At 67.0% G+C, this 20,881-nt stretch carries 25 protein-coding genes; 20 read left to right on the top strand and 5 right to left on the bottom strand.

The features are described 5' to 3' along the window. The first annotated feature begins 2 nt into the window (after window positions 1–2). The gene (gene truA, locus ACWGRX_RS06785) at window positions 3–740 is read left to right on the top strand and encodes a tRNA pseudouridine(38-40) synthase TruA (RefSeq protein WP_291641259.1); all 738 of its coding nucleotides are present in this window, start codon (window positions 3–5) and stop codon (window positions 738–740) included. Window positions 741–770: 30 nt separating this feature from the next. Here truA and ACWGRX_RS06780 read toward each other — a convergent pair whose 3' ends face one another. The 3 genes from ACWGRX_RS06780 to ACWGRX_RS06770 all read right to left on the bottom strand — a co-directional run bounded on the left by ACWGRX_RS06780 (window position 771) and on the right by ACWGRX_RS06770 (window position 3,050). Next, on the bottom strand, window positions 771–1,358 hold the full coding sequence (locus ACWGRX_RS06780) for a hypothetical protein (protein ID WP_291646541.1): 588 nt from the start codon (window positions 1,356–1,358) through the stop codon (window positions 771–773). 67 nt (window positions 1,359–1,425) lie between these two features. Continuing rightward, the gene (gene dapE / locus ACWGRX_RS06775; protein WP_452116894.1) at window positions 1,426–2,625 is read right to left on the bottom strand and encodes a succinyl-diaminopimelate desuccinylase; all 1,200 of its coding nucleotides are present in this window, start codon (window positions 2,623–2,625) and stop codon (window positions 1,426–1,428) included. Beyond that, window positions 2,622–3,050 carry a DUF805 domain-containing protein gene (locus tag ACWGRX_RS06770; RefSeq protein WP_452116893.1) on the bottom strand — a complete coding sequence of 143 codons (429 nt, stop codon included), beginning with the start codon at window positions 3,048–3,050 and terminating at the stop codon, window positions 2,622–2,624. Before ACWGRX_RS06770 ends, dapE begins: the two co-directional genes overlap by 4 nt. A gap of 191 nt (window positions 3,051–3,241) precedes the next feature. On the opposite strand from ACWGRX_RS06770, the gene ACWGRX_RS06765 reads away from it, so the two are divergent. From ACWGRX_RS06765 to ACWGRX_RS06715, 11 genes are all read left to right on the top strand, one after another. Continuing rightward, window positions 3,242–3,856, top strand: coding sequence for a ribonuclease D (locus ACWGRX_RS06765; protein WP_291639799.1), 615 nt, complete (start codon window positions 3,242–3,244; stop codon window positions 3,854–3,856). A 146-nt stretch (window positions 3,857–4,002) separates the two neighbouring features. After that, entirely contained in the window at window positions 4,003–4,746 is a 744-nt protein-coding gene (gene lptC, locus ACWGRX_RS06760; protein WP_452116892.1) for an LPS export ABC transporter periplasmic protein LptC, read from the top strand. A 43-nt stretch (window positions 4,747–4,789) separates the two neighbouring features. Next, window positions 4,790–5,506, top strand: a complete 717-nt coding sequence (locus ACWGRX_RS06755) for an LptA/OstA family protein (protein WP_452116891.1) — start codon at window positions 4,790–4,792, stop codon at window positions 5,504–5,506. 177 nt (window positions 5,507–5,683) lie between these two features. Further along, on the top strand, window positions 5,684–6,529 hold the full coding sequence (gene lptB / locus ACWGRX_RS06750; RefSeq protein ID WP_452116890.1) for an LPS export ABC transporter ATP-binding protein: 846 nt from the start codon (window positions 5,684–5,686) through the stop codon (window positions 6,527–6,529). A gap of 264 nt (window positions 6,530–6,793) precedes the next feature. After that, window positions 6,794–8,326 (top strand): RNA polymerase factor sigma-54, encoded by a 1,533-nt coding sequence (gene rpoN, locus ACWGRX_RS06745; protein WP_452116889.1) that lies wholly within the window; start codon window positions 6,794–6,796, stop codon window positions 8,324–8,326. Between the two features lie 221 nt (window positions 8,327–8,547). Beyond that, window positions 8,548–9,135 (top strand): ribosome hibernation-promoting factor, HPF/YfiA family, encoded by a 588-nt coding sequence (gene hpf / locus ACWGRX_RS06740; RefSeq protein ID WP_452116888.1) that lies wholly within the window; start codon window positions 8,548–8,550, stop codon window positions 9,133–9,135. 86 nt (window positions 9,136–9,221) lie between these two features. Further along, window positions 9,222–9,683 (top strand): PTS IIA-like nitrogen regulatory protein PtsN, encoded by a 462-nt coding sequence (gene ptsN / locus ACWGRX_RS06735; protein ID WP_291639812.1) that lies wholly within the window; start codon window positions 9,222–9,224, stop codon window positions 9,681–9,683. Window positions 9,684–9,960: 277 nt separating this feature from the next. Next, on the top strand, window positions 9,961–11,577 hold the full coding sequence (locus tag ACWGRX_RS06730) for a fumarate hydratase (protein ID WP_452116887.1): 1,617 nt from the start codon (window positions 9,961–9,963) through the stop codon (window positions 11,575–11,577). Beyond that, window positions 11,574–11,906 carry a hypothetical protein gene (locus ACWGRX_RS06725; protein ID WP_291646527.1) on the top strand — a complete coding sequence of 111 codons (333 nt, stop codon included), beginning with the start codon at window positions 11,574–11,576 and terminating at the stop codon, window positions 11,904–11,906. The genes ACWGRX_RS06730 and ACWGRX_RS06725 overlap by 4 nt, the downstream gene beginning before the upstream one ends. A gap of 57 nt (window positions 11,907–11,963) precedes the next feature. Further along, window positions 11,964–12,620 carry an MBL fold metallo-hydrolase gene (locus ACWGRX_RS06720; RefSeq protein ID WP_452116886.1) on the top strand — a complete coding sequence of 219 codons (657 nt, stop codon included), beginning with the start codon at window positions 11,964–11,966 and terminating at the stop codon, window positions 12,618–12,620. A gap of 254 nt (window positions 12,621–12,874) precedes the next feature. After that, window positions 12,875–14,332, top strand: a complete 1,458-nt coding sequence (locus ACWGRX_RS06715) for a phospholipase D-like domain-containing protein (RefSeq protein WP_452116961.1) — start codon at window positions 12,875–12,877, stop codon at window positions 14,330–14,332. A 209-nt stretch (window positions 14,333–14,541) separates the two neighbouring features. Here the strand turns inward: ACWGRX_RS06715 and ACWGRX_RS06710 are convergent, their stop codons facing one another. Both ACWGRX_RS06710 and efp read right to left on the bottom strand, forming a co-directional pair. After that, window positions 14,542–15,060 (bottom strand): DUF1993 domain-containing protein, encoded by a 519-nt coding sequence (locus ACWGRX_RS06710; RefSeq protein ID WP_452116885.1) that lies wholly within the window; start codon window positions 15,058–15,060, stop codon window positions 14,542–14,544. Between the two features lie 91 nt (window positions 15,061–15,151). Continuing rightward, window positions 15,152–15,721, bottom strand: coding sequence for an elongation factor P (gene efp, locus ACWGRX_RS06705; RefSeq protein WP_291639821.1), 570 nt, complete (start codon window positions 15,719–15,721; stop codon window positions 15,152–15,154). A 115-nt stretch (window positions 15,722–15,836) separates the two neighbouring features. Between efp and epmA the strand changes: the two genes are divergently transcribed. The 8 genes from epmA (at window position 15,837) to ACWGRX_RS06665 (ending at window position 20,746) form a co-directional block, all read left to right on the top strand. Continuing rightward, entirely contained in the window at window positions 15,837–16,901 is a 1,065-nt protein-coding gene (gene epmA / locus ACWGRX_RS06700; RefSeq protein WP_452116884.1) for an EF-P lysine aminoacylase EpmA, read from the top strand. Next, complete coding sequence (locus ACWGRX_RS06695; RefSeq protein ID WP_452116883.1) at window positions 16,898–17,962, top strand: lysine-2,3-aminomutase-like protein; 1,065 nt, start codon at window positions 16,898–16,900, stop codon at window positions 17,960–17,962. Before epmA ends, ACWGRX_RS06695 begins: the two co-directional genes overlap by 4 nt. Window positions 17,963–18,026: 64 nt before the next feature. Then, window positions 18,027–18,272 carry a type II toxin-antitoxin system Phd/YefM family antitoxin gene (locus ACWGRX_RS06690; RefSeq protein WP_452116882.1) on the top strand — a complete coding sequence of 82 codons (246 nt, stop codon included), beginning with the start codon at window positions 18,027–18,029 and terminating at the stop codon, window positions 18,270–18,272. Beyond that, window positions 18,269–18,655, top strand: a complete 387-nt coding sequence (locus tag ACWGRX_RS06685; protein ID WP_452116881.1) for a type II toxin-antitoxin system VapC family toxin — start codon at window positions 18,269–18,271, stop codon at window positions 18,653–18,655. The genes ACWGRX_RS06690 and ACWGRX_RS06685 overlap by 4 nt, the downstream gene beginning before the upstream one ends. Before the next feature lie 12 nt (window positions 18,656–18,667). Continuing rightward, window positions 18,668–19,312 carry a DsbA family oxidoreductase gene (locus tag ACWGRX_RS06680; RefSeq protein ID WP_452116880.1) on the top strand — a complete coding sequence of 215 codons (645 nt, stop codon included), beginning with the start codon at window positions 18,668–18,670 and terminating at the stop codon, window positions 19,310–19,312. 91 nt (window positions 19,313–19,403) lie between these two features. Next, window positions 19,404–20,111: an orotidine-5'-phosphate decarboxylase gene (gene pyrF / locus ACWGRX_RS06675; RefSeq protein WP_291639829.1), complete on the top strand. Its 708-nt coding sequence runs from the start codon at window positions 19,404–19,406 to the stop codon at window positions 20,109–20,111. Window positions 20,112–20,147: 36 nt separating this feature from the next. Further along, entirely contained in the window at window positions 20,148–20,435 is a 288-nt protein-coding gene (locus tag ACWGRX_RS06670) for a DUF1330 domain-containing protein (RefSeq protein WP_291639831.1), read from the top strand. 2 nt (window positions 20,436–20,437) lie between these two features. After that, window positions 20,438–20,746 carry a DUF1330 domain-containing protein gene (locus tag ACWGRX_RS06665; protein WP_066478322.1) on the top strand — a complete coding sequence of 103 codons (309 nt, stop codon included), beginning with the start codon at window positions 20,438–20,440 and terminating at the stop codon, window positions 20,744–20,746. The last annotated feature ends 135 nt before the right edge of the window (window positions 20,747–20,881 follow it).

Genomic DNA, 20,881 nt, shown 5'->3' with positions numbered 1-20,881 from the left:
CGATGCCGCGTTACAAGCTCGTCATCGAATACGATGGCGGCCCGTTCTCGGGCTGGCAGCGCCAGCTCAACGGCCCCTCCGTGCAGCAGAGCGTCGAGGAGGCCGTCGAGGCCTTCTGCGGCCACCCCGTGCGGCTGCATTGCGCCGGGCGCACCGATGCCGGCGTCCATGCCACCCATCAGGTCGCCCATGTCGAACTCGAGCGCGAATGGCGCACGGATGTCGTGCGCGACGCCAGCAATGCCAGGCTGAAGCGCCTGCCGGTGGCGGTGCTGAGCGCCGAAGCGGTGCCGGACAGCTTCGACGCCCGTATCTCGGCGAAGCGCCGCTATTACATCTATCGTATCCTCGACCGCCGGGCGCAGCCCGCTCTCGATGCCGGCCGCGTCTGGCATGTTCCGGTCCGGCTCGATCACGAGGCGATGGACCGCGCCGCCAAGGCCCTGCTCGGCCATCACGACTTCACCACCTTCCGCGCCGCCGAATGCCAGGCCAACAGCCCGCTGCGCACGCTCGACCGGCTCGATTGCCGGCGCGAGGGCGCCGAGATCGTGGTCTACGCCCATGCCCGCTCCTTCCTGCACCATCAGGTCCGCTCCATGGTCGGCTGCCTGAAGATGGTCGGCATGGGGCGCTGGCCGGAGAACAAGGTCGGCAAGGTGCTGGCGGCGCGCGACCGTTCGCAATGCGCGGCGCTCGCCCCGCCCTGCGGGCTTTATCTCGACGGTGTCGACTACTGATCCGCGCTTCCGCGGCCCGAGGCTTGAGCCTCAGAACCCGGCGAGTCCGAAGGTCCTGATGATCGCGTAATCGGCGAGCAGGCTCGCGCAGGCGATCGCCCCGGCAATACGGGATTCCGCACCGAACGTGGCGCGCGCCACGCAATAGCGCAGCCGCAGGATGATCGTGCCGAAGGCGAGGGCCTGGATCACCGCGATGCCGCCATGCGACCAGCCGAGCGCGAAGACCGCGGCAGGTACCGCGATCAGCCCGGCTGACAGAATGCTCGCCCAGTTCCAGGCGATGATGAAGCCGGTGAAGCGCGGGGATTGCCGCAGCCCCGGCACGAGCAGCACGAGAAGAGCCGGCACGGTGATGACGGCCAGAAGCTGGGCTGCGATCACCGAGGCGAGCAGGAGAGGGGCGTCGAAGAGGCGGCCGGTGTTCGGCAGGCCGGCCAGCACCCGCTCGGCCGCCAGCACCGGGATGATCGCCGGAACCGTCAGGACCAGCGCCAGATAGGAGCGCCAGAATCCGTCGCGGGAAAGGTCGAGATCGGGCAGGGCCTTGGCGTCGGCCGAGAGCAGGCGCCATGAGGCCCGCAGCGAGCGCGTCACATCGTCGGCAGCAAGCCTCATGGCCAGACCCTCCGGGTTCGACGGCATTAGACTTTCGTCTAAAGCATGTCGAGCCGGGAAGGTTCCGTCAAGCCGTGGGTGCTGCGGCGAAATAGGCGCTCAGCAGGCGATGGGTGATCCGCTCCAGGGTCGCGAGATCGACGAGGGCGACGCGTTCGTCGATCTGGTGCATGGTCTGCCCGACGACGCCGTATTCGACGACCGGGCAGTAATTCTTGATGAAGCGCGCATCCGAGGTGCCGCCCGTCGTCGAGAGCGCCGGGCGCTTGCCGGTCTCGGCCTCGACCGCGTCGGCGACCATGGCGACGAACGGGCCGGGCTTGGTCAGGAAGGCGACCGCGTTGGTCGGCTCGAAGGTGATCTCGTAGCGCACCGTGTTGCCGGCTGCCTCGCGCAGCCGGCGCTCGATCTCGGCGGCGAGCGTCTCGGGCGTCCAGAGATCGTTGAAGCGGATGTTGAACACCGCCTTGGCTTGCGCCGGGATCACGTTCGATGCGGGATTGCCGACATCGAGCGTCGTTACCTCGAGATTGCTCGGGTCGAAATGCTCCGTGCCGGCGTCGAGCGGGCTCGCATCGAGCCCTGCGAGCAGGCGGACCATGCCGCGGATCGGGTTCTGCGCCAGATGCGGATAGCCGACATGGCCCTGCACGCCGGCGACCGTCAGCTTCCCGGTCAGCGAGCCGCGCCGGCCGATCTTGATCATGTCGCTCATGTTCGCCGGATTGGTCGGCTCGCCGAGCAGGCAATGGTCGAAGCGCTCGCCGCGCGCCTTCGCCCATTCCAGCAGCTTGACCGTGCCGTTGACGGCCGGGCCTTCCTCGTCGCCGGTGATGAGGAAGGCGACCGATCCGTGCGACTGCGGATTCTCGCGGCGATAGCGGATCGCCGCCGCCACCATCGCAGCGAGGCCACCCTTCATGTCGCAGGCGCCGCGGCCATAGAGGACGCCGTCGACGATCGTTGCCGCGAAAGGATCACGCGTCCAGGCGGCGAGGTCCCCGGGCGGCACGACGTCGGTATGTCCGGCGATGACGAGGACCGGTCCGTCAGCACCGATCCGGGCATAGAGATTCTCGACATCCGGCATGCCGGGCGCCGAGAACACCGGCCGGTCGACCGTGAAACCCTCCGCCGTCAGCACGGCGCCGAGCAAGGCGAGCGCGCCGCCTTCGGCAGGCGTCACCGAGGGGCAGCGTATCAGCGCCTGGGTCAGGGCTACGGGATCGGCGGCGTCGAAGGCGGGGGCGGTGCTGTTCTGGCTCATGACGCCGGTTTAGCAGCAGCCCTCTGTGCTGCAAGCTGCCGATCGGGCCTGGCGCCCGGCAGCAGGCCGAGATCGACCAGCGCGATCAGCCAGGCGATGGTCGAGATCGCATCGAGCGAGGGACGCCAAGCATAGCCGAGATGCGGCTGCAATTCGGCCGGCAGCACGATGGCGCAGACGAGAAAGATGCCGAATTGCGCCGAGCCGCCGCGGTCGATGGCGCGCTTGGCGGCCAGGGCCGCCCAGGGGAACAGCGCGAAAGCCTTGGTGAAGGCGATGATGCTCATCGCCATCGGCATCTCGACCAGGCGCGGCGCCGCCCATTGCACCAAGAGCAGGCAGAGCGCCAGCGCGATGCTGCCAAGCCAGAACTGGCGCAGGCCGATGCGGCCATCGAGATCGGTGAACAGGCGGATGACGGACATGAGTTGGGCTCCGATCACCAACCTTGGCACGTCTTGGCCGCGAAATGAAAGATATGGTGAATGAAGGGTTAATTTTCTCCGGACAGTTGCAGCGAGAAAAGGCTTGTCTGGCGCCGGTCGGCTCGCTAGCTGGCAAGGGCCGCCCGCCTGGACGGTGAGCGGCCAGTATTCGCAAGGGTTGATTCCACACCATGACCATTCGTCTGCATCGCGGCGATCTGCCGGCCGATTTCCAGCCCGGGCCGATCCTGGCGATCGACACCGAGACGCTCGGTCTCAACCCGCAGCGCGACCGGCTCTGCGTGGTGCAGCTCTCGCGCGGCGATGGTTCGGCGGATGTCGTGCAGATCCCGAAGGATGCACCGCCGCCGGCCAATCTCTGCCGCATCCTCGCCGATCCCGGCGTGCTCAAGCTCTTCCACTTCGCCCGCTTCGATATCGCCGCGCTGCAGAAGGCCTTCGGCGTCGTCACTGCGCCGGTCTACTGCACCAAGATCGCCTCGAAGCTGGTCCGCACCTATACCGATCGGCACGGGCTCAAGGATCTGGTCAGGGAGCTGCTCGGCATCGATCTGTCGAAGCAGCAGCAGTCATCCGACTGGGGCGCCGAGACACTCTCCGAATCGCAGCTGAGCTATGCTGCGGCCGACGTGCTGCATCTGCATGCATTGAAGGCTAGGCTGGATGTGATGCTCGAGCGAGAGCAGCGGGCTCATCTGGCCAGTGCCTGCTTCGACTTCCTGCCGGTCCGGGCGGAACTCGATCTCGCCGGCTGGCCTGAAACCGACATCTTCGCACATACGTAAAGTTGATGTATTCCAGCTAGGTCAATCGTCGAGCGGTCGGTCCGGTGGCCCGCGGCCTTGCAGCCGGACGGGTGGGTGCCGACATGAAAAAGCCGCCGGCGGCTGGCAATGGGCGGGGCATGACCTTGGCAATGACATCGCCTGACATGGCGTCAACACTGGCAAAGCAGGCACGGGCGCGGCAGGCGGCGTTCAAGGCGGCGCGCCGCCATTCCGGCCTGGTGCGGCTGCTGCGGCGCGCCATCCCCGTCGGTGCGGTCGTGGCCGTGCTCGGCCTGATCGTTGCTCCCTTCCTCAGCCCGCTGCGCGAGGTCGGCAATCTCTCGCTCGGCTCGATCGGGCTGTCCGGCGGCAAGGTCGTGATGGAGGCCCCCAAGCTTGCCGGCTATCGCAAGGATAACAGCCCCTACGTGGTCACGGCCGAGTCCGCCCTTCAGGACATCCGCAACCCCACCCAGATCGAGCTGGTGAAGATGACGGCGCGGGTCCAGATGAAATCCGAGGATGGCTGGGTCACGGTCAATGCGCGCAGCGGCCATTTCGACCAGCAGAAGGAGAAGCTGAAGCTGGTCGACGACGTCAAGATCCGGACGGAATCGGGCTATGACGTGCAGATGCGGACGGCGGATGTCGACTTCAAGGCCGGAACGGTGTTGTCGCGCGAGCCGGTCACGGTCAATCTCGGCACCACCACGGTCAATGCCGATACACTCGATGTTAAGGATAACGGGGGCCTGATCGTGTTCGAGGGGCGGGTGCGTGTCGTGATCGAGAACGCGCCGGCCAACAGCCTGGCCGGTCCGGAGCGCCAGGGCAGCACGCCCAATCCCGATCTGCTGCGGCCCGCCGCGGAGGCGGGGGCTGCGACCGCACCGGCGCCGCAGCGCTGAGAGGCGGGCCGAAAGTGAAGCTCAAGCGAATGACAGGTCGGCGATGAAACCTACAACCCTCCTCTTCGCAGCGATGTCCGCACTCTTCTGGCTGCCTTCGGCGGCGCAGGCTCAGCAGCAGGCCCCAGCCAGGTCCGGCGCGGCGCCGGCGCAGCCGGCCGCCAAGCCTGCGGCCGCCCCGGCCAAGGCGCGTGGCGGTGCTCCGGGCTCGCCCTTCGGCGGCATGGGCGGCGACAGCAAGGAGCCGATCAAGATCGACGCCGACAAGCTCGACGTGCTGGACAAGGACAACAAGGCGATCTTCTCCGGCAATGTCGTCGCCGTCCAGGGCGAGACCACGGTTCGCTGCTCGACCATGACGGTGTTCTATGAGGGGCGTGGCCAGAACGGCGCCGGCAAGCGCACCACGCCTGCGCCGGCCCCGGCGGCGGGCGCCGCGCCTTCCTCGAACGATGGCGCGATCAAGCGCATCGAATGCGCGGGGCCCGTGACCGTCGTGTCGAAGACTCAGGCCGCGACCTCGGACAACGCCGTCTTCGACCGTGCCAACAACAAGGTGATCATGACCGGCAATGTCGCGCTGAACGACGGCCCGAACATCACCCGCGGCGAGCGCCTCGTCTATGACACGCAGACCGGCATCGCCAATGTCGACACGAAGCCGGGCGGTCGCGTGCAGGGCTTCTTCGTGCCCAATTCGGCCGAGGCCGGCAAGGAGAAGCCGGGTGCGGCGGCCAAGCCCGCCACCCCGACGAACTGATCCCGCCGCACGGCATTTCGTGATGACGAGGGCGTTGCCAGTTTGGAACGCCTCGAATACCAGAGCACACGCCGTGCCGAAAACCAGCAGGTTACGCCCTTTCCCGTGACGATCTCCCCGCCATCGCCCGCCGAAACCGTCGCAAGCCCGCAGCGTTCGCAAGCTTCGGCCGCAGCCGTGGCGTCGCCCGGCGGCGGTGGTGTGTTCTCGCGCCTCGGTCGGCTCTTCGGCAGGAAGGGCGATGCCCGGGCGAGCGAGCCGTTCGCGGGGGCGGAGCCGGTCGCCTCCTCGATCGGCGGGCCTGGCATCCTCGCTGTCAGCGGGCTGCGCAAGAGCTATGGCGCCCGCAATGTCGTGAGCGAGGCGTCGCTCTATGTCCGCAATGGCGAGGCCGTCGGCCTGCTCGGGCCGAACGGCGCCGGAAAGACCACGATCTTCTACATGATCACCGGCCTGGTCGGGGCCGATATGGGCGTGATCTCGCTCGAAGGGAACGACATCACCAATCTGCCGATGTACCAGCGCGCCCGGCTCGGCATCGGTTATCTCCCGCAGGAAGCTTCGATCTTTCGCGGTCTCTCGGTCGAGGACAATATCCGGGCGGTGCTCGAGGTGGTCGAGCCCAACCGCAAGAAGCGCGAGCGCGAGCTCGACAAACTGCTCGACGAGTTCAATATCACCCGCCTGCGCAAGGCGCCTTCGATCGCGCTCTCCGGCGGCGAGCGCCGCCGTTGCGAGATCGCCCGCGCGCTGGCCGGCCGGCCCTCCTTCATCCTGCTCGACGAGCCTTTCGCCGGCATCGACCCGATCGCCGTCGGTGACATCCAGGAACTGGTCCGGCAGCTGACCGATCGCGGCATCGGCGTGTTGATCACCGACCACAATGTCCGCGAGACGCTGGGTCTGGTCGATCGCGCCTATATCATCCATTCCGGCCGCGTGCTGACCGAGGGCTCGCCGGCCGAGATTATCGCCAATGCGGACGTCCGCCGCGTCTATCTCGGCGAGGATTTCCGGCTCTGAAAGCCGTTTCCGGCCCGGATCGCCGGGCATCCTGTCGGATGCGGATTGGCGATCTGCCTCATCGTGAAGGCATCGGATGCGCCCGAAGAGTGGATTCCACCTCTCGGTGCGCTGCACTGGCGCCTCGCTTCAGGACGTCAGGCTGCGGCGGATCGGCCTTTGACCTCATCCGCCGAGGCGGTTAGGGTTTCGCTTCAAGCAAGAAGCGTGCCGGTGGATTGGCGTGCCGGCCGGGTCTTGCAGGAGTTGGAGTGAAGGCCGTCTATGGCGATGATGCCGCGCATGGAGTTGCGCCAGGGACAATCCCTGGTGATGACGCCGCAGCTTCTGCAGGCGATCAAGCTCCTCCAGCTTTCCCATCTCGAACTGCAGAGCTTCGTCGAGGGCGAGCTCGAGCGGAACCCGTTGCTCGAGCGCGGTGACGAAGCCGGCGAGCCGGCGCTGCCCGGTGCCGCCAACGAGGCTGTGCTGGCTGCCGACCAGGCGAGCTATGAGCGGGCCGAGAGCCTGAACACCCAGGAGGGCATCGAAGGCCGGCTCGGCACCGGGCTGGAGAACGTCTTCCAGAGCGAGCAGCCGCAGGTTGCGCGGCTCGACAGCCGTGGCGCCGACAGCCTGCCGATCACCGGCGGGGCCTATGGCGGCAATGGCGGCTCCTTCGAGGATGGCCCTGAGGGCTTCGAGTCGAGCCTGACCGCCGAGCTCTCGCTGCACGAGCATCTCGCCGCCCAGCTCGACCTTGCCGTCGCCTCGCCGGCCGAGCGCCTGATCGGGCGGCACATCATCGACGGGGTCGACGATGCCGGCTATCTCGCCGAGCCGCTGACGGAGATCGCGTCGCGGCTGGGCGTCGACGAGGCCAGGGTCGAGGCGGTGCTGCGCCTCGTCCAGGGTTTCGATCCGAGCGGTGTCGCGGCGCGCGACGTCGGCGAGTGCCTCGCCATCCAGCTGCGCGACCGCGATCGCTACGACCCCGCCATGCAGGCCCTGCTCGCCAATCTGCCGCTGCTCGCCAAACGCGATTATGCCGCGCTGAAGCGGGTCTGTGGCGTCGATGACGAGGACATCGCCGATATGGTCGCCGAGATCAGGCGCCTCGACCCGAAGCCGGGCCGGGCCTTCGGCGGTTCGGCGGCCGAGACGGTGGTGCCGGACGTCTTCATCCGTGCGGCGCCGGATGGCTCCTGGCTGATCGACCTCAATCCCGACACGCTGCCACGGGTGCTGGTCAACCAGACCTACCATGCCCGTGTCTCGCGCGCGGCGCGCAATGACGAGGACAAGGCCTTCATCGCCGAATGCCTGCAGACCGCGAACTGGCTGACCCGTTCGCTCGAGCAGCGCGCCCGCACCATCCTCAAGGTGGCCAGCGAGATCGTGCGGCAGCAGGACGGGTTCTTCGCCCATGGCGTCGAGCATTTGCGGCCGTTGAATCTCAAGACCGTCGCCGACGCGATCGGCATGCACGAATCGACGGTGTCGCGCGTGACCTCGAACAAGTATCTGGGCTGCCCGCGCGGCGTCTTCGAGATGAAGTATTTTTTCTCGGCTGCGATCGCCGCCACCGGTTATGGCGAGGCCCATTCCGCCGAGGCGGTGCGTTACCGGATCAAGCAGATGATCGACGAGGAGAGCGCGTCCGGGATCCTTTCGGATGACGCGATCGTCACCAGGCTGAAGGCGAGCGGCATCGACATCGCCCGGCGAACCGTCGCGAAATACCGCGAATCGCTGCGCATCCCATCCTCGATGGAGCGCCGTCGCGAGAAACTCGCCATGGCCGGAGGCGGGCGCTGAGAGCGGCCGCGGCCGGCCCGGAAGAGCTCTGCACGGGCGGCTGGCAGAGGCGGGAGCTTGTCCGGCCTCGGGTGCTTTCGGTGCCCTAGCGGCAGGTGTCAATTTCGGAGCAGTCCCTTCGAAGCACCCGCCTTCCGGCTCATTGACAAGCCGGCAACCCCGTCCTTACCTCCAGTAGATGGCCGACCACTGGCCATGGCGACAAGAAGGGGAAGCACTCCATGAGCTTGCGAATCTCCGGCAAGAATCTCGATGTCGGCGAGGCCCTGCGTGGCCAGGCCGAAGCGCGCGTGGCGGCAGCCCTGAGCAAGTATTACGAGGGCGGCTATCAGGGGCACGTCACCGTCGGCAAGGACGGAACGGCGTTCAAGACGGATGGTGTCCTGCATCTCTCCTCCGGCATCACGCTCGAAGCCTCGGCCGTCGCGCATGATCCCTATGCCAGCCTCGAAAAGATGGCCGAGCGGATCGAGAAGCGGCTGCGCCGCTACAAGCGCCGGTTGAAGGATCGTTCCGCGGCGATGAACGGGCGCGAGGCCGGGCTCGCCATCCCCAGCTATGTCATCGCGGCTCCCGACCAGGACGTCGAGGAACATGATGCGGATCTCGTCGGCGAAAACCCGGTGATCGTGGCCGAATCGACGAAATCCCTGCATCAGATGACGGTGGGTGATGCAGTGGCCGAGCTCGACATGACGGGCGCGCCGGTCGTCATCTTCCGCCACGCTGGCAATGGTCGCATGAACGTCGTATACCGCCGCCGCGACGGCAATATCGGCTGGATCGATCCGCCGGCTTCTCTTTCTTGAGGTTCCGCCGCCGATGAATCTGGGCGCCCTGCCGGGCTTGCCGGTAGGGACCGGACGCTAGGCACGGGACATGCATGGATTGGCCTATGACGCTGACCGATCTCCTTCGGCCCGAGGCGGTGATTTCGCCGCTGCGCGCCAACAGCAAGAAGCAGGCGCTTCAGGAACTGGCCCAGCACGCGGCTTTGCTCACCGGCCTGCCCGAGCGTGAACTCTTCGAGGCGCTGCTGCAGCGCGAGCGCCTCGGCTCGACCGGAATCGGCGATGGAATCGCCATTCCCCATGGCCGGATGCCCGGTATCGACAAGCTCGTCGGTCTGTTCGCGCGCGCCGAGAAAGCGCTCGATTTCGAGGCACTCGATGGCCAGCCCGTCGACATCATCTTCGTGCTGATCGCCCCGGAAGGGGCGGGGGCCGACCATCTCAAGGCGCTGGCGCGCGTCGCCCGCGTGCTGCGCAACCAGACTGTGCTGGAGCAGGTGCGCCATGCGCATGATCCGGCGGCGATCTATGCGATCCTGGCGGAGACCGCCGCCAAGGCGGCCTGAATTTCGCAAGGGGCTGCGAGCCCCTCGTCCGGAGGCGCCGCTGGGCGGCGGTCTCGAAGGATGCTCCGGAAGGCATCGGAATCATCTGGGGCGGCTTGCGAGACGCGAATTGCGATCGCGCCTCGGGACGAGGGTTCGTATCGCGTTTCGAGCGCCGCCACCCCCTCCCTGGAACCATCGCAATCTAGGCTTGGAGGCCTTGGCCCAAGGGGCTATGACGCGGCCGAAGCTGTGAGGTGTCGCACCAGGCGCCACCGAAATGCCGGAGTGTCGCCCGATGGCCTATACCCATGTCGATCTCTTCCCGCTCGGCGAGGACAAGACGCCCTATCGCTCGCTCGGCACGGAAGGTGTCACGGTCGAGAGGATCGGTGATCGCGAGCTCCTGACGGTTTCGCGCGAGGCGATCCGCCGGCTCTCCGAGCAGGCCTTCATCGACATCAACCATCTCCTGCGCCCGGGTCATCTCGCCCAGCTTCAGAAGATCCTCGACGATCCCGAGGCGACCTCGAACGACAAGTTCGTCGCCTATGATCTGCTCAAGAACGCCAATATCGCCGCGGGTGGCGTGCTGCCGATGTGCCAGGATACCGGCACGGCGATCATCATGGGCAAGCGCGGCCGCAAGGTCTGGACCGATGGCGACGATGAAGCCGCGCTCGGCGAAGGCGTCGCGGATGCCTATTTCAAGCGCAATCTGCGCTATTCGCAGCTCGCACCGCTCTCCATGTTCGAGGAGAAGAACACGGCGACCAATCTGCCGGCGCAGATCGACATCTATGCCGAGGGCGAGGACGCCTACAAATTCCTCTTCGTCTGCAAGGGCGGCGGCTCGGCCAACAAGACCTTCCTCTACCAGGCGACGCCCTCGCTCCTGACCAAGGACCGCATGACGGCGTTCCTGAAGGAGAAGATCCTGACGCTCGGCACAGCGGCCTGCCCGCCCTACCACCTCGCTATCGTCATCGGCGGCACCTCGGCCGAGCAGAATCTGAAGACCGTCAAGCTCGCCTCGACCCGTTATCTCGACGGCCTGCCGACCAAGGGCTCGCCCTCCGGTCACGCCTTCCGCGACATCGAGATGGAAGAGGAAATCCACAAGCTGACGCAGTCGCTCGGTGTCGGCGCGCAGTTCGGCGGCAAGTATTTCTGCCATGACGTGCGCGTCATCCGCCTGCCGCGCCACGGTGCCTCGCTGCCGATCGGGCTCGGCGTCTCCTGCTCGGCCGACCGTCAGGCCAAGGGCAAGATCACCCGCGACGGCATCTTCCTCGAGGCGCTGGAGACCAACCCGGCCAAATACCTGCCCGAGGTCGAGGACGCTTCGCTCGGCGGCGATGTCGTCAAGGTCGACCTCAACCAGCCGATGAGCGAGATTCTGGCCACCTTGACCAGGCACCCGGTCAAGACCCGCCTTTCGCTGACCGGCACGATCGTCGTCGCCCGCGACCTCGCCCATGCCAAGATTCGCGAGCGGCTCGAGAGCGGGCAGGGCATGCCCGACTATTTCAAGAACCACCCGGTTTACTACGCCGGCCCGGCCAAGACGCCGGAAGGCATGGCTTCCGGCTCCTTCGGCCCGACCACGGCCGGGCGCATGGATTCCTTCGTCGACCAGTTCCAGTCCTTTGGCGGCTCGATGGTCATGCTCGCCAAGGGCAACCGTTCCTCGGCGGTGCGCGAGGCCTGCGCCCGCCATGGCGGCTTCTATCTCGGCTCGATCGGCGGACCGGCGGCGCGGCTGGCGCAGGACTGCATCAAGAAGGTCGAGGTGCTCGAATATCCCGAGCTCGGCATGGAAGCGGTCTGGAAGGTCGAGGTCGAGGACTTCCCGGCCTTCATCGTCATCGACGACAAGGGCAACGACTTCTTCAAGGAGCTGAATCTCGGATGATTCGCCGTGCCATCCTTGGGGTGACGCTCGCGCTGCTGCCGACGCTGGCGGCGGCGCAGCCGCGCCCGGTTCCGGCGACCTGCTCGCGCGACCTGTTCCAGAATGAGGCGGCGATGCGCCAGCGGCAGTACAAGATGCAGCAGGTCGCCAATGCCGACCAGGCGACGCAATGCGCGGCCTGGCGTGAGCATGTCGCCTTCCTGCAGAAGGCCCGTTCGGTCTTCGCGACCTGCCAGAGCGGGCGCGAGCGCGAGCAGAACGTCGCCCAGATGGACGAGTCGCTCTCCGACTACCGGGTGCTGCTCGCCAATCGCTGCGGCAAGCGTTGACCGGCGCCGGCCCGACGCAGCCTAGCAAGCTCGGCCCATTTCACCGAAAGGCACCGCATGAACGACCAACCGCAGCCCCCGCTCAGCATCGCCGTCATTCCGGTGACGCCGTTTCAGCAGAACTGCTCGCTCGTCTGGTGCACCAAGACCATGGAGGCGGCGATCGTCGATCCCGGCGGCGATGTCGCCCGCATCCAGGCGGCGCTGAAGGAAACCGGCGTCAAGCCGGTGGCGATCTGGCTGACCCATGGCCATCTCGACCATGCCGGTGGCGCGACCGAGCTCGCCGAGGCGCTTTCCCTGCCGATCATCGGCCCGCACGAGGCCGACAGGCCGCTGCTCGATGCGCTGCCTGAACAGGGGCTGCGCTTCGAGATCCGCGACATGAAAGCGGTGAAGCCGACGCGCTGGCTCGCCGAGGGCGATAATGTCTCGGTCGGCGAGATCAGCTTCGCCGTCCAGCATGTGCCGGGGCATACGCCGGGCCATGTCACCTTCTTCCAGAGGGATTTGCGCTTCCTGCTCGCCGGCGACACGCTTTTTGCCGGCTCGGTCGGTCGCACCGACTTTCCCTATGGCAGTCATGAGGACCTGATTGCCGGCATCAAGGGCAAGCTCCTGCCGCTCGGCGACGACGTCCAGTTCCTGCCCGGCCACGGGCCGGCGAGCACGCTCGGCGAGGAGCGGCGCAACAATCCGTTCCTGCGCGACTGATGTGAAAAGACCCGCCGCGAGCGCTCGCGGCGGGTCTCTGATTGGCCAACGGCCATGTCCCGAACCTGTGCGCGTACATCCGGCGTCACCGGTCCAAATTCATGGCCGTCTTCAACGGCGCTGGAGGGCCGTGGAACGCCCTCGACATCGCCGTGAACCCGATATGGGTATACCCCGCCGTTGCGCAAGGGGTGAAGCGCTACGCCGGCGCGAGCGCCATTGCCGGGGCTGCCGGCCGTGCGATAGTCGGCGCCATGTGGGAGATTCTCTACGGCTACTGGCCGCATATCCTGGCCGCGCTGTCGCTTGCGATCACAGTGGTCGCCGCCAGCCACGCCGCGCTGACCAAGGACGAGGTCCGCGCCGCCATCGGCTGGGTTGGCGTCATCCTGCTCTCCCCTTTTCTGGGCGCACTGATCTATGCGGTCGCCGGCGTCAACCGCATGCGCCGGGCCTCGATCGTCTCGCAGCGAAGGCGGGAGTTCGGGGCCGGCGCGGCGGGCGAGCCCGCCGCGATCTCCGATGAAGTGGTGGCGCGCGCATTCGGCCGGCGCTTCGCCGCGCTGAAGACGCTCGGCGACAAGGTGGTACGCCGTCAGCTCAAGAGCGGCAACGCCATCGCGACCCTGCGAACCGGCGACGAGGCCTATGCCGCGATGGCGGAAGCGATCGCGAGCGCCCGCCGCGCGGTCATCCTCGAGACCTATATCTTCGACCGGGATCCGATCGGGCTGCGTCTCGCCGATGCGCTGATCGCGGCGCGCGGGCGCGGCGTCGCGGTGCGGGTTCTGATCGATGCGGTCGGCGCGCGCTATTCGGTGCCGAGCATCGTCGGCTATCTGCAGAAGGGCGGCGTGCAGGTCGACGTCTTCAACGGCAACATCATCATGGGACTGCGGCTGCCCTATGCGAACCTGCGCACGCACCGCAAGCTCCTGATCGTCGACGGGGAGATCGCCTTCGCCGGCGGCATGAACATCAGGCAGGGCTTCACCCGGGAATTCGCCGGGGACGCAACGGCGCGAGACACGCATTTCCGCATTGCCGGCCCGGTGGTCGAGGATCTGCTCGCGGTCGCCTCCGAGGACTGGCGTTTCGCCTCGGGCGAGGACCTCGCCGACGCTGCCTGGTCGGTTGCGCCGCAGCCTACCCCCGGCGAAGGCGGCGTGGTGATGCGCGCGGTCGCCTCGGGGCCGGATTCCAGCCTCGAGACCAATCACCGGCTGCTGATCGGCGCCTTTTCGGTGGCGCGCGACTCGATCCGGATCATGTCGCCCTATTTCCTGCCGGATCGCGAATTGATCAGCGCGCTCGTCACCGCCGCCCGCCGCGGGGTTACGATCGACATCGTCGTGCCCGAGGTCAACAATCTCGTCCTCGTCGACCGCGCCATGCAGGCGCAGTTCGACCAGGTGCTGAAGGATGGCTGCCGGGTCTGGCGCGCTACCGGCGCCTTCGACCATTCCAAGCTGCTCGCTATCGACGGAACCTGGGCCTATGTCGGCTCCTCCAATCTCGACCCGCGCTCGCTGCGGCTGAATTTCGAGATCGACCTCGAAGTGCTGGATGCGGATTTCGCTCGCAGCATCGAGGCGCGTATCGACGGGGTGATCGCCACGGCGCGCCCGGTCACCTTGGCGCAGTTGCGGGCCCGGCCCTTTCCGATCCGCCTGCTCGACCGCCTGCTCTGGCTCTGCTCGCCCTATCTGTGAGACGGGCCGCTGCATCCAGTGGCGTCACGGAGTGACGGAGACTCAGTCTCGTCGAAGTCCGGGCGAGCCGCTTGCCGTCATGGTCGGGCTTGTCCCGACCATCCACGTCTTCCCGTAGCGAGTGCGATGTTCAAGAGATGGATGCTCGCCCCAAGGGCGAGCATGACGACAGTCGTCCTGTCTCCGCGCTCGCGGTGGTGCGGCGCGGCTCAGGCGTCGAACACGCCCTTGAGGAAGTCCTGCTTGCCGATCGAGAAGCAGTTCTCGCGCAGGATCGCGTAGGCGGTGGTGGCGTGGAAATAGAAGTTCGGAACTGCGAAGCGCGTGAGATAATCCGCGCCCTTCATCGTCACGGTGGCGGACTGACCGCGCGGGAAGGTGACGTCCCGTTCCAGCCCGGCATCGAGCGCCGCCTTGTCGACGGATGCGAGGAAATCGAGCGTCCGGGCGATCCGCGCCTTGAGTTCCGGGAAGCTCTTCTCCTCGTCGGGGAAGCGCGGATTCTCGCCGCCGGCGAGGCGCGCCCCGGCGTTCTTGGCGAAATCCGACATCAGCTGGATCTGCCGGGTGAAGGGCAGCATGTCCGGCGCGAGGCGGCTCGACAGCAGCACTTCCGGCTGGATCTTGCGCGTCTCCGCTTCGGCCTGCGCCTTGTCGAGGATGGCGTCGAGTGCCTTCAGGGTCTGGATGAAGCCGGTGAAGGCGGCGGCATGGGCGGAAAGCGGCATGGTCTGGCTCCAGAAACGGAAACGGGCCCGGAAAGGGCCCGCTGCCTCATTCTATAGCGCATGCGCCGTCAGGCGGCGCGTCGAAGCGCGATCAATCCTTCGCGCGCTCGACATAGGAGCCGTCGGCGGTCATCACCACGATGCGGGTGCCGACGCCGATATGCGGCGGCACGGCCGAGCGCACGCCGTTCGAGAGGATCGCCGGCTTGTAGGAGGAGGAGGCCGTCTGGCCCTTGGTCACCGGCTCGGTCTCGACCACTTCGAGCGTGACGCGCTGCGGCAGCTCGATCGCCACCGCCCGGTCGTCGAACACCGAGAGGGTGACCTTCATGCCTTCCTGGAGATAGGCGGCGAGATCGCCGACCACATCGCCGTCGACCGGCAGCTGGTCATAGGTCTCGGGGTTCATGAAGACGTATTGCTCGCCGTCCTGGTAGAGATAGGTGAAGTCACGATCCTCGACATAGGCGCGCTCGACCTGCTCGGTCGTCTTGTAGCGCTGCGAGACCTTCACGCCGTCCGCGATGCGGCGCATGTCGATCTGTGTCGTCGGCGTGCCCTTGCCGGGGAAGAAGCTCTCGGCCGACAGCACCGAGCAGAGATGCCCGTCGACTTCGAGGACGTTGCCCTTGCGGACGGAGGAGGCGATGACCTTGACCACTTGAAATTCCTCGCTGGTGCGCTGCTGAGGGGCGCGCTATGCCGATTTCATCGCCGCGCAACTACCGCATTTACGCGCAAAACGAAAGCTGGCTGACGGTTTCGCCAGAGGATCCATGAACGAAAATGCCCCGCCCTTCTGGCGGCCGGACATCCATGCCGACCGGCGCCCCGCCTTGATGGCGCGCGGCCGTATCAAGGCGGCGCTGCGGCGCTGGTTCGAGGCGCGCGATTTTTTCGAGGTCGAGGCGGCACTGTTGCAGCGCTCGCCCGGCAACGAGACGCATCTGCACGGGTTCCGCACCGTCTTCGTCGACGATGGCGGCGCCGAGCACCCCTATTACCTGCATACCTCGCCGGAATTCGCCGCCAAGAAGCTGCTTGCGGCCGGCGAGCGGCGCATCTTCGATTTCGCCCGCGTCTTCCGCAACCGCGAGCGCACGGCGCTGCACCACCCCGAATTCACCATGCTGGAATGGTACCGGGTCGGCGAGCCCTATGAGGCGCTGATGGCCGATTGCGCCGAATTACTGGCGCAGGCTGCACGGGCAGCCGGTGCGGCGAGCCTGCGCTGGCGCGGCTCCGAGGTCGATCCTTTCGCCGAGCCCGAGCGACTCACCTTGCACGAAGCCTTCGCCCGCCATGCCGGCATCGACCTGATGGCGACGATCGCGGCCGATGGAGCGACCGATCGCGAGGCACTGGCCGGGCAGGCGCGGGCCGCCGGCATCAGGTTGGCCGAGGACGACAGCTGGTCCGACATCTTCAGCCGCGTCCTCGCCGAGAAGGTCGAGCCGCATCTCGGCCGCGGGCGCGCCACCATCCTGTGCGAATACCCGATCTCCGAGGCGGCGCTGGCCCGGCCGAAACCCGGCGATCCGCGCGTCGCCGAACGCTTCGAACTCTTCGCCTGCGGCGTCGAGCTGGCGAACGCCTTCGGCGAACTGACCGATCCGGCCGAGCAGCGCCGGCGTTTCGAGGCGGATATGGACGAGAAGGAGCGCATCTATGGCGAGCGCTATCCGATCGACGAGGATTTCCTCGCGGCGCTCGGCGCGATGCCCGAGGCCTCCGGCATCGCGCTCGGCTTCGACCGGCTGGTGATGCTCTGCACCGATGCGCGCCGCATCGAAGATGTGCTCTGGACGCCGGTCGCGCAACCGGACAGGGGAGGGCGATGACCAGCCATCAGCCGCCCGGCCAGCCGCTGAAGACGATCGACGCCCTCGTCGAGCGAGGCCTCGTCGCGCCCGCCCGGCGCGAGGCCTTGGGCGAGGTCGCAGCGCGCTACGCCGTTTCGGTGACCCCGGCGGTCGCGGCGCTGATCGACCCGGCCGAGGCGGCCGACCCGATCGCTCGCCAGTTCGTGCCGGATGCCGCCGAGCTCAGGACCCTGCCCGAGGAACTGGCGGATCCGATCGGCGACGAGGCGCATTCGCCGGTCGAGGGCGTGGTTCATCGCTATCCCGACCGCGCTCTGCTCAAGCTGGTCCATGCCTGCCCGGTCTATTGCCGCTTCTGCTTCCGCCGCGAGATGGTCGGCCCCGGCGGCGATGCGCTGACCGGCGAGAAGCTCGACGCGGCGCTCGCCTATCTCGCCTCTCGGCCTGAGATCTGGGAGGTGATCATGACCGGCGGCGACCCGCTGATCCTCTCCGCCCGGCGCCTGCGTGAGGTCGGCGAGCGGCTCGCCGCGATCCCGCATATCAAGGTGGCGCGCTGGCACAGCCGCGTGCCGATGGTCCAGCCGGAGCGCGTCACACAGGATTACGCCAGGGCGCTGCGTGTGCCCGGCAAGGCGAGCTATGTCGCGGTCCACGCCAATCATCCGCGCGAGTTCACGCCGGCGGCGCGCGCGGCGCTCGCCCGGCTCGCCGATGCCGGCCATGTCCTGGTCAGCCAGAGCGTGCTGCTCAAGGGCGTCAACGCCGATGTCGAGACGCTCTCGGCGCTGATGCGCGCCTTCGTCGAGAACCGGGTCAAGCCCTACTACCTGCACCATCCCGATCTCGCGCCGGGAACCTCGCATTTCCGGCTGTCGCTGGCGGAAGGGCAGGCGCTGGTCAAAAGCCTGCGCGGCAATCTTTCCGGCCTCTGCCAGCCGACCTATATCCTCGACATCCCCGGCGGCGCCGGCAAGATCCCCGTCGGCCCAGCTTTTCTCTCGGGCTGCGAGACGCCTGGCGCGCAGGGCCATGCGGAAGATCGCCATGGCGACCTCCATGCCTATCCGCCGATGTGACCGGTCTTTTGGCCGGGAGGTCGTGATGTTAAACTAAGCCCGGTGGACTAAGTTTGGATTTCTGATGAAGACGGTCAACATTCACGAGGCCAAGACCAATCTGTCCCGGCTGGTCGAGCGGGCGGCGCGAGGCGAGAGCATCGTCATCGCCCGGGCGGGCAAGCCGCTGGTCAAGCTCGTGCCGCTCGGTGAGGGCGAGCGCCTCGCGCCGCGGCGTCTCGGCTTCATGGCCGGCGAGATCAGCGTGCCCGATGATTTCGACAGCATGGGCGCCGACGGCATCGTCGAGATGTTCGAAGGCCGTTCGTGAGGCTTTTGCTTGATACCCACCTGCTGCTATGGGCAGCGGGCCGGCCGGATATGCTGTCTTTCGAGGCACGGGCGCTGATCGGGGATGCCGGAAACGAGCTCACCTTCAGTGTCGTCAGCCTGTGGGAGATCGCGATCAAGAACGGGCTGGGGCGTCGCGATTTCTCGGTGAAACTGCCGGCCCTGCGGCGTGGCCTGCTGGAGAACGGCTATCGCGAGTTGCCTGTGCTTGGCGAGCACACTCTCGCATTGGATGCCCTGCCACCCCATCATAAGGACCCGTTCGACCGTATGCTGGTCGCGCAGGCCCGTATCGAAGGCATTGCCCTTTTGACCTCGGACGCGACGCTCGCGCGCTATGGCGAGCCGGTCCGGAAAGTTTGAGCGGAGACCCCCATGCAAGACAAGCTGCCGATCGCGATCGTCTCCGATCTCGCCTGCCCCTGGTGCTTCATCGGCAAGGCGCGGCTCGAGACGGCGCTCGCCAATCACGGCCTGACCGAGCGTGTCGCCATCACCTGGCTGCCCTATGAACTCAATCCGGACATGCCGGAGGAGGGCATGGACCGTACCGCTTATCTCGATGCCAAGTTCGGGCCCGGCAAGCGCAGGGAGATCGAACTGCGCCTCTCCGAGGCGGCGCTCGAAAGCGGCGTCACCTTCAACTGGGCTGCGGTCAAGAAGAGCGTCAACACCCGCATGGCCCATATGCTCGTCGCCGCCGCCTCGACCGTACAGCGCGGCAGCGAGATGAAGGCGGCGCTGTTCAAGGCCTATTGGCAGGACGGTCGCGACATCGGCGATCTCGACACCCTGGTCGCGATCGCGGGCGAGCAGGGCTATGACGAGCGGGCGGCGCGCGACGAACTCGCCAATGACGAGTTGCGCGAGACGGTGATCGGCCTCGAGGCGCATGCGCAGCGGGTCGGCGTCACCGGCGTGCCCTTCTTCATCGTCGACGGCAAGCTCGCCGTCTCCGGCGCGCAGACGCCTGACGTCTGGGCCAAGGTCTTCGCGCAGGTGCTGAGCGGGGCGGCCTGAGGCGCCTCTTCGCCCGCGAGCAAGCAGGCAAAGGTTGCGCTCCCCGTCGAATCGTGCCCCATCGCCGCCGGGCAGCGAGGAGGACAGGGCCATGGCGCAGAAAATCAACGATCTCCGGGACCGCATGATCGTCGCGCTCGACGTTCCGACGATCTGGGACGCCTATCGCATCGTCGCGACGCTCGGCGACCAGGCGAGCTTCTACAAGATCGGCTACCGGCTCGCCTTCGCCGGCGGGCTCGACCTCGCCCGCCAGCTGATCGGCGAGGGCAAGAAGGTCTTCCTCGACCTCAAGCTGCACGATATCGGCAACACCGTCACCGAAGGGGTGGAATCGCTGACCAAACTCGGCGTCACCTTCCTCACCGTGCACGCCTATCCGCAGACCATGCGCGGCGCGGTCGAGGGGCGCGGCGATTCCGCCATGAAGCTGCTCGCCGTCACGGCGCTCACCTCCTATGACGATGGCGATCTCAAGGATGCCGGCTACGGGCTCGCCGTGCGCGATCTCGTGCGCATGCGCGCCCAGCAGGCCCGCATCGCCGGCGTCGATGGCATCGTCTGCTCCGCCGCCGAGACCGAGATCGTGCGCGGCGTCATCGGTCCGGACATGGTCATCGTCACCCCCGGCATCCGCCCGGCCGGCAGCGCCGCCGGCGACCAGAAGCGCACCTTGACGCCGGGCGAGGCCATCGCCGCCGGTGCCGACCATCTGGTGATCGGGCGTCCCGTCATCCGCGCGGCCGATCCGCGCGCGGCGGCTGCCGCGATCATGGACGAGATCGCCGGCGCCGCCTAAGCTTCGCCCCCCATCCAAACGGAAATGGAAGCCGAAATGCCCAAGGGATATGTGATCGCGCGCGCCAAGGTCTCCAACGCGACGCTGTGGGCGGCCTATGCCGCCAAGGCCTCGGAAGCGATCAAGCAGTATGGCGGCACGCCTTTGGTGCGTGGTGGCCAGATGACGGTCGGCGAGGGCGAGGGCAGGGCCCGCAACATCGTCATCGAGTTCAAGGATTTCGAAGCGGCCAAGGCCTATGTGAACTCGCCGGAATACGCCGCGGCGCGCAAGGAGCGCGAAGGCGCCGGCGAGATCGACATCGTCGTCGTCGAAGGCGTCTGATCATGGCGAAGGGCTACTGGATCGCCCGCCTCGACGTGCAGAACGAGGCTGAATACGCGACCTACCGTTCGCTCAACGCCATCGCTTTCGCGAAGTATGGCGGCAAGTTCATCGTCCGCGGCGGCGAGTACAAGCTCGCCCGCGGCGAGGGCCGCAAGCACAACGTCGTCATCGAGTTCAAGGACGAGGCGACGGCCCGTGCCTGCTATGAATCGCCGGAATATCAGGCGGCGGTGCAGCACCTCGCCAAGGTCGGCCCGGTCGATCTCGTGATCATCGGCGGCTATGACGGAGCCCAGCCGGGCGATTGAGCCCGCCTGGTGCGCAAGACTTATCTTTCCGGGGCGGCCGCAGGGCCGAGCCCGGAACCCATGAACACCACTTTTGCCGTCATGGTCGGGCTTGTCCCGACCATCCACGTCTTCCTGTTACGAGAGCGGTGTTCA

The organism is Allobosea sp. NPDC055594 (genome assembly GCF_053618995.1).
This window is presented reverse-complemented; position numbering and strand designations above follow the sequence as displayed.